This is a genomic window from Aquirufa sp. (genome assembly GCF_044377215.1).
GTDB lineage: Bacteria > Bacteroidota > Bacteroidia > Cytophagales > Spirosomataceae > Aquirufa.
Genome location: NZ_JBILJM010000016.1, coordinates 46,884 through 54,353, shown reverse-complemented (window position 1 = coordinate 54,353; position 7,470 = coordinate 46,884). Strand labels below are relative to the sequence as shown.

The window sequence follows — 7,470 nt, the reverse complement described above, 5'->3', positions numbered from 1 at the left end:
ATCTTATTTTATAAAGCCGAAAAACGTCTTAAAAACATATTGAAATGATAACAATTCAAGATTTAACGATGAGTTATGGAAATCATACTATTCTAAAAAATATCAATATCGAATTTGATGAAGGAAAAGTTTATGGGATTGTAGGTAAAAATGGGGCTGGAAAAACATCTCTATTTCGGTGTATAGCAGGATTAGAAAAGTATGACGGAATTATAAATTCTAGCCACAATCCACTAAAAAATCATCTTGGCTTATTACTTACAGAGCCGTTCTTTTTTGAAAAAATTACAGGGAAAGAGTATATCCAATTGCTTTGTAATGCGAGGAAGATGCCTATAAATGATATTGAAAATAGAAACATCTTTGACTTACCATTAAACCAATATGCAACGACATATTCAACAGGAATGAAGAAGAAGTTAGCATTAACAGCCATTTTATTGCAGCGTAATGAATACTTTATACTTGACGAGCCTTTTAACGGAGTTGACATAGAAAGTAACATCCTCTTAACAGAGATTATTCATACCTTAAAAAAGCTTGGAAAGACTGTTATTATATCATCTCATATTTTCTCCACCCTAAGTGATACGTGCGACGAAATCAATTTGCTAAGTGAAGGAAGTATTGTAAAATCAGTTCAAAGAGAAGACTTTCAATCGCTAGAAACGGAAATGAAACAAATGACCGTTGGAAATAGAATTGAAAAATTAGGCCTTCATTAAAATCTAAGCTAAAAATGACTTTGGGTTGCAACTTTATCTTAAACCTATGATTAAAAAGTATAAAAAGTTGCAATCACAAAAAATGTCTATTTTAAGAAAGATAGAGTGGTTTTTAAACAAAAAAAGAGGTCGAAATGACCTCTTTTTGATTTGTGCTCCCTCTCCTGGGCTCGAACCAGGGACCCCATGATTAACAGTCATGTGCTCTAACCAACTGAGCTAAGAAGGAATACTGTTCCTATTGGGACTGCAAAAATAGGGGGCTAAATCAATATATGCAAGGTAGCCCCCTGTTTTTTTTGATTTTATTTGTCGGCCTTCTTCTTTTCTTCCTTCTTCTTCACTAAGTCTCCCGCATTCAGCTTCTTAGCTACCGTCGCATAAGGACCCGAAATGATCTGTTGGCCTTCCTTCAACCCCGAAACAATTTCAATCTGCTCAAAATCCGAAATACCCGTCTTCACCTCAACTTGCTTCACCTTGCCTTTTTCCTCGACAAACACCACCTCTCGGATGTTTTCCTTGCGTTTACGAGCCGTATTAACATCGTTCTGAGTCGTTACTGCCGCACCACCATCTGAAGGCTTTTCGCCTTCCAACTTTTTCTCAGCACCAAGCTCACGAGTCGTTACAGATGCCAATGGTACCGTCAAAATATTAGACTTACGATTCGTTAAAATCTCTACAGATGCCGTCATTCCCGGCTTCAACGGATACGATAATTTACCTTGAATCAAATCCGCATACGAACTACGTAAGACACGAATCTTAACCTCAAACTCCGTCACCGCATCATTCGATACCGAAGCAGCCGTTCCCGACGAGTTTGCCGAACTAGCTACCTCATAAACGACACCCATAAACTTGCGATCAGAAGACGAAAATGCATCCACGTCAATCATCACCGTATCGCCCAAACTCACCCGCGTAATGTCATTCTCATTCACATTAACCCGAACCTCCATGTTATTCAAATTCGCAATACGCAACATCTCCGTTCCCGCCATCTGTGAAGTTCCTACCACACGCTCACCAAGCTCCACATTCAGCTTCGAAATAATCCCACTCTGTGGTGCGTAAATTGTAGTTTTTGTCAAATTGGTTTTAGCCTCTTTAAATGCCGCTTCTGCCGATTTAACATTAAAATTAGCCGCCTTCACATTCGCTTTCGCCGCTTCTAAATCTTGTTTGGCAACTAAATAGGCCGACTGGAACTGATCGAAATCTGAATCCGAAATCACCTTGTCCCTATGCAAACGATCATTCCGATCAAAGTCAATCTTTGCCTTACTTAAACGCGCCTCACTCTGCGCCAATACCGCCTTGCTCTGCTCCGAACCCGCTTTCTGTGCATTTACTTGCGCTTCCGCACGCGCCAATAAAGACACATAATTATCAGGACGAATTTTCAATATTTCCTGACCAGCAACCACCGAATCTCCCTCCGCAACATTCAATGAGACAATCTCACCCGATACATCCGGAGAAACCTTCACCTCAACCTCCGGCTGAATTTTTCCCGATGCAGAAACCTTCTCCACAATTGTCCCCCGCACCACCTGCGCAAACTCTACCTCCGTAGGCTCTACCTTACCAATCCACTCCATCTTCTTCGCAAGACCCAAGCCCCCGAAAATTAACACCACCGCAGCTCCGATGATATACCATGTTTTTTTACCTTTCATATGCTTACTTGTTATTCACTCCAAATTGTAGAGACGCGACACCTCGCGTCTTTAGTTAAATTATAATCTATTCGTAACTAGACGCGAAGTATCGCGTCTCTACAGTAACGTCTAAAATGTTAAACTTTTTCCTTGATAAAAATCTAAAATCTTCGTCCGGAATACATAGTCATATTTAACCTGTACCAAACTCAAGCGCGCCTTATCCAAATTCGTCTTCTGTAAATTGTAATTCACAAAATCAATCGTTCCCGCAGAAAACCTGCTCTCAGACGCACGAAAACTTTCCTCTAAAGCCGCAACCTGAACAGCACCCGCTTCATACCGCTTCGCCGCATTCAACATATTCACATACGCCTGCTCAATGTTTTGACGCAATGTCAAACGCGCCCGATCCGCCTCAATCTCCGCATTCCGCTGCTGTAAGCCCGCCTGCAAAACCCGCGTCCGATTCGCATACTTGGCAAAAATTGGAATATTCAAATTCAACGAAACGACCTTGTTTTGGGTATTATTCAACTGATCAAAATATCCCACCGTAGCCCCAGAGCCAAATTTTGGCTGTACCGTAGATACGGGATACGACTGCCCCCCAATCGATACCGAACCTAAATTAACAGTCTGCGTGCCCAACAATTCCACCGTGCGCAACGCGTTCGATTGATTCGCCGACCAGCTTCCATTTAATGATAATATAGGCAATCGAAATGCTTTCGCCACCGAAACACTGCGCGATGCACTCTGCACCCGAAAATCAGCGGCACGAACCAAAGGCTGTAACGTTACCGCTTTCGCATATATGTCATTCAGCGGAACCTCATACCCCTTCGAAGAAGGTACCGGAACCTGAATGCGCGCCAAATCAAACGCCTGAATACTCGAGTCATTTAATAACTGCAATAGCGTTAATTTATTAATGTCCAACGTACTTTGAAACGAAACGACATTTGATTCCTCATTCGCCAATTGTGCCTTCAAATCCAATAAACTCGTGATCGATAAGGATCCCGCATTTACTAATTTTTGCGTACGCTCTATTTGTAATTTGGTGATTTGAGATTGGGTATTAGCGATCGCCAACTGATCTTCGGCGTTTAAAATAGCCAAATACGCCAGTACCACCTGCAACGAAATGTTCTCCCGAATCGATGCCAAATCCTCCTGAGTCGCCTTCAGCGTAAACTCATTTTGAGCAATCGTATTTTTGAGTGCCCCGCCATTAAATAGCGTCAGGTTTGAATTCAAGCCGACATTATTATAGTTGATGTTCCGCGAATCAAATCCGTTCGTAAATGGATTTAACGAACGACCAAAACTGGCTGCCTGATTAACATTTCCGCCCAACGAAGGCAATTGATTAAATCGCGATTGCTGATACGTCAGCTCCGCATTCTTCAAACTAATCTCAAACGATTTAACATTTAAATTATGCAACAACGCGATCTCAACCGCTTGTGTCAACGACAAGTGCACCACCTGTGCATTTCCTTGAATCGCAGTTTGCGCAAATCCCCCAAAGGATCCAAGCAACACCGAAGCAAGCATGATGTATTTTCTAGTACGCATCTATTTCAATTAAGTTTGCAAATTTAGCTAAAAGCTTTTTGGCAAAAAGTGATTTTTGGATAAACGGCAAGAGCTACGGATAAACCGAATATTTACCGCACCACCTGGTAGCGCCGCTTCGCCTCACTTCTAGAAAAAGCATTGAAATGCCACCACTCAAATTCAATCCGCATAAACCCCGCAGATACCATAGCATCTCGCAAGATAAGCCGATTTTGATACGCCCTTTGGCTTAATTTACCAGAAGCCAAAAGCTCCTTTTCACGCGAAGGATACGCTAACTCACCAAAAAAATCATACGGCGTACCCATGTCAAGTGGTTTACCTGACACATCAGCGACAGTTAAATCAATCGCCGAACCATAGTTATGAATGGAGTGTTCGCGCGGATCCGCCACATATTTTTGCCGCTCACTTGGGGGATATTTCGTTAAGGTATTCCACAATTCCCACTGCTTAGACAGCGGACGCGCCGCATCGTAAATCAACAAGCGATACCCTGGATGGGCTTTGGATAAGTGCGCTTGCGCGCGTTTTAATTTCGTAACCACCTCTGGCTGCAAAAAGGCCCGTTTTAGACATCCGTATACGTCCTTGCCCATAAAATTATCAGTCGTCGCATATTTTAATTCCACCAGCACCTCCGGAATATGTGCCCGAACTTCAAGCAAACCTTGCTTTTGCATTTCCTGCTCAAATGAGCAAGGATTTTGACCAAATACACGAACCGACAACAAGCATAGAACCCAGAATAGACGCATAAGAACCAAAGATTTTCCCTAAATTTAGCCAAATTTCCTCGACCCTATGGCATTAAATTGGATTTGGTTTCTATTCTTTGGTGTAGCATTTGTTGTTGCGCTTATTCAATTCGTCTTTTTTGGCAATACCGATATATTCAAAATCCTTGTCGATGGCATGTTTGATTCTGCCGAAATCGCCGTAATGAAAATCGCACTTCCACTCGCCGGCGTCATGACCTTTTTCATGGGTATTTTACAAGTGGGCGAACGCGCCGGAGCCATTCAATTTCTTGCGCGCCGAATCGGTCCTTTCTTTACCCGCCTCTTCCCAGAAATCCCCAAAGATCATCCCGTTCACGGTCAAATGATTATGAATTTTTCGGCCAATTTACTGGGGCTAGATAACGCAGCGACGCCTTTTGGCCTGAAGGCCATGCAAAGTTTACAGGAAATTAATCCCGTAAAAGAGACCGCTTCGAACGCACAAATCATGTTCCTCGTCTTGCATTCCGCAGGACCCGTTTTAATTCCCTTGAGCATCATGGCGCAACGCGCTATCTACGGAGCCCAAGATGCCTCCGATATCTTTATTCCATGCCTAATGGCAACCTATGCCACCACAATAACCGGACTAATCATCGTAGCCATAAAACAAAAAATCAACCTATTCGAACCCGTACTCCTGACCTGGCTAGCTGGAATAACCGGACTCTTAGGCGGTATCTTATGGTACTTTAGCAGCCTTCCCAAAGAGGCCATCGAAATGCAATCCAAAGTGATTTCGAACGGCATTTTATTCTTGTTAATCTTCGCATTCATCGCCGCTGCCATGCGCAAGAAAATTGATATTTTCGGGACGTTTGTCGAGGGTGCCAAAGGCGGTTTCGAAACCTCCGTCAAAATCATTCCCTACCTCGTGGGGATGTTGGTGGCCATTTCATGCTTACGAAATTCGGGCGTTTTAGGCTTTATTGTGGATGGAATCAAATATCTAGTGGACATGTCGGGCATCGACAACCGTTGGGTAGACGCAATGCCTACCGCCTTATTGCATCCGATTAGCGGCAGTGGTTCGCGCGCCATGATGATTGACACGATGAAAACCTTCGGATCGGATTCGTTTGTTGGCCGCCTCTCTTGCGTATTCCAAGGTTCAGCCGAAACAGTCTTGTATGTTGTCGCACTTTACTTTGGATCCGTACAGGTGCGGAATATTCGCTACACGCTTTGGGCTGGATTAGCCGCAGATTTTGTGGGAATCGTCACGGCGATTATGGTGAGTTACTTGTTCTTTGGATAGTTTACGGAAGCGGTAAGGCCAACGTAACATTGCCGCCTACCACGTCTTTCTTCCATGATCCGGTATCAAAACCTAGGTTCGCTTTCAAGAAAGCCTCTTGGCCCATGACTTGGATTGGGCGCGACCAAAAAAGGCCAACAGCATATTGCCGTTTTACGGGAACGAATTCGCTACCAAAATAACCAATCGCATTCGACATTGAACCGCGGAAAGTCACCGAATTCTGCCCAAACAAACCTTCAATACCAATATAATACGCCTCTACGCGGTTATTGTCATATGACACATTCTTCGTGGGCGATAAATCTGTCTCTGAATCTAAGGTCAACATCGGCGTTCCCATGCCCTTACCGAAATAGGTCCAGCCTGAATTGTATACTCCATTATTCAGATAGTTGTCAAAACCCCGCAAAACACTGGAGTTAGTAAACACATTTCCGCCTTGAGATGCCGTATTTAAATACTCCACAACAACTCTTACGATACCTTTTTTGGACGAACCCGCATACGAGATTCCATGTAACCCGTCGGTGATGTTGTTTAAATAATACAGCGATCCATCTTCATAAATGGATTGACGATACATGAATAGTTTTCCAACAGAAAGCTCCACTTCCATACCCAAATCAACGGTACCCAAATGGTTACCTAAGCGATTCCAACCATCATTAACACCATACGTTGCGGTATCTCCGCCTTCCTTGACGCGGTTAATGCTTTGGCCCGTAATCATGTATAAATATTCCTTGGTGCCTGTGGCAATGCGGCCATTTTTTGCTGAAATATTATAGGGATCTGCATACTTCAAAACGCCGCCCCACTGAACTTGATGGTTGAATCCACCGTAGAATTTAAACATCCAATTAGGCTTTCCTAAGCGGCCATAAAATGATTTTTGATGCAAATAAAAGTCGCGTACATCGGCCCGACTATTCTCAAACCAGCCGTGGGAATAGTTTCCTTTAAAGCCTACGACATCCTTCAAAAACGCAGGTGCCCAGAAATTTTTGACAACTAAATTGATCGATGGCATCGGCAGGGCGTTCCCCGACCAGATATATGACCCTGAGCTAAGTGTCGAGTCCATTAAACCTTGCAATTGGCGCTTGCGTCCAAGCTGCATTTCGAATATACCATAGCGTCCCGTCACATATGCTTCCTGAATCATCGGATCCGCTTTTGTTTCGGCCAAATTAACCCGCGCTGCAACCCCATAACTCCAGTCGGCCCGCTTACTCAACACCACTTTTCCGCGCGTTTCAAACCCAACCGTACCATAGCTTTCTTCCGTAGGAACAGCGCCATACTGATTCGCGCGCAACCAAAAAGGAGTATATGAACCACTTGTAACGCCGCCACCCACTAGAATCGTAGGTGCCGTATTTTCTTGCCCCAAAAGACGTAAAGCCACTAAACTAAAAAGAATGATCGCGCGAAAACGCATAGAATCT

Annotated in this window: 6 protein-coding genes and 1 tRNA gene; 2 read left to right on the top strand and 5 right to left on the bottom strand. The window is 43.6% G+C overall.

The genetic code is table 11. The features are described 5' to 3' along the window. Nucleotides 1-44: 44 nt before the first annotated feature. On the top strand, nt 45-725 hold the full coding sequence (locus tag ACIQ6T_RS06700; RefSeq protein WP_395785137.1) for an ATP-binding cassette domain-containing protein: 681 nt from the start codon (nt 45-47) through the stop codon (nt 723-725). 155 nt (nt 726-880) lie between these two features. Here ACIQ6T_RS06700 and ACIQ6T_RS06695 read toward each other — a convergent pair. From ACIQ6T_RS06695 to ACIQ6T_RS06680, 4 genes are all read right to left on the bottom strand, one after another. Beyond that, nucleotides 881-954, bottom strand: a tRNA-Asn gene (locus ACIQ6T_RS06695). A gap of 76 nt (nt 955-1,030) precedes the next feature. Further along, on the bottom strand, nt 1,031-2,410 hold the full coding sequence (locus ACIQ6T_RS06690) for an efflux RND transporter periplasmic adaptor subunit (protein ID WP_395785136.1): 1,380 nt from the start codon (nt 2,408-2,410) through the stop codon (nt 1,031-1,033). A gap of 111 nt (nt 2,411-2,521) precedes the next feature. Then, the gene (locus ACIQ6T_RS06685) at nt 2,522-3,976 is read right to left on the bottom strand and encodes a TolC family protein (protein WP_395785135.1); all 1,455 of its coding nucleotides are present in this window, start codon (nt 3,974-3,976) and stop codon (nt 2,522-2,524) included. 92 nt (nt 3,977-4,068) lie between these two features. Continuing rightward, complete coding sequence (locus ACIQ6T_RS06680) at nt 4,069-4,737, bottom strand: M15 family metallopeptidase (RefSeq protein WP_395785134.1); 669 nt, start codon at nt 4,735-4,737, stop codon at nt 4,069-4,071. Nucleotides 4,738-4,783: 46 nt separating this feature from the next. On the opposite strand from ACIQ6T_RS06680, the gene ACIQ6T_RS06675 reads away from it, so the two are divergent. Further along, nucleotides 4,784-6,019, top strand: coding sequence for a nucleoside recognition domain-containing protein (locus tag ACIQ6T_RS06675; protein WP_395785133.1), 1,236 nt, complete (start codon nt 4,784-4,786; stop codon nt 6,017-6,019). A gap of 1 nt (nt 6,020) precedes the next feature. Here ACIQ6T_RS06675 and ACIQ6T_RS06670 read toward each other — a convergent pair whose 3' ends face one another. Beyond that, nucleotides 6,021-7,463 (bottom strand): capsule assembly Wzi family protein, encoded by a 1,443-nt coding sequence (locus ACIQ6T_RS06670; protein ID WP_395785132.1) that lies wholly within the window; start codon nt 7,461-7,463, stop codon nt 6,021-6,023. Nucleotides 7,464-7,470 lie beyond the last annotated feature (7 nt).

What these genes read in the sequence shown, in the direction of transcription:
- ACIQ6T_RS06700 (WP_395785137.1), top strand. Translation starts at nt 45, where the DNA reads ATGATAACAATTCAAGATTTAACGATGAGTTATGGAAATCATACTATT.
- ACIQ6T_RS06690 (WP_395785136.1), bottom strand. Translation starts at nt 2,410, where the DNA reads ATGAAAGGTAAAAAAACATGGTATATCATCGGAGCTGCGGTGGTGTTA.
- ACIQ6T_RS06685 (WP_395785135.1), bottom strand. Translation starts at nt 3,976, where the DNA reads ATGCGTACTAGAAAATACATCATGCTTGCTTCGGTGTTGCTTGGATCC.
- ACIQ6T_RS06680 (WP_395785134.1), bottom strand. Translation starts at nt 4,737, where the DNA reads ATGCGTCTATTCTGGGTTCTATGCTTGTTGTCGGTTCGTGTATTTGGT.
- ACIQ6T_RS06675 (WP_395785133.1), top strand. Translation starts at nt 4,784, where the DNA reads ATGGCATTAAATTGGATTTGGTTTCTATTCTTTGGTGTAGCATTTGTT.
- ACIQ6T_RS06670 (WP_395785132.1), bottom strand. Translation starts at nt 7,463, where the DNA reads ATGCGTTTTCGCGCGATCATTCTTTTTAGTTTAGTGGCTTTACGTCTT.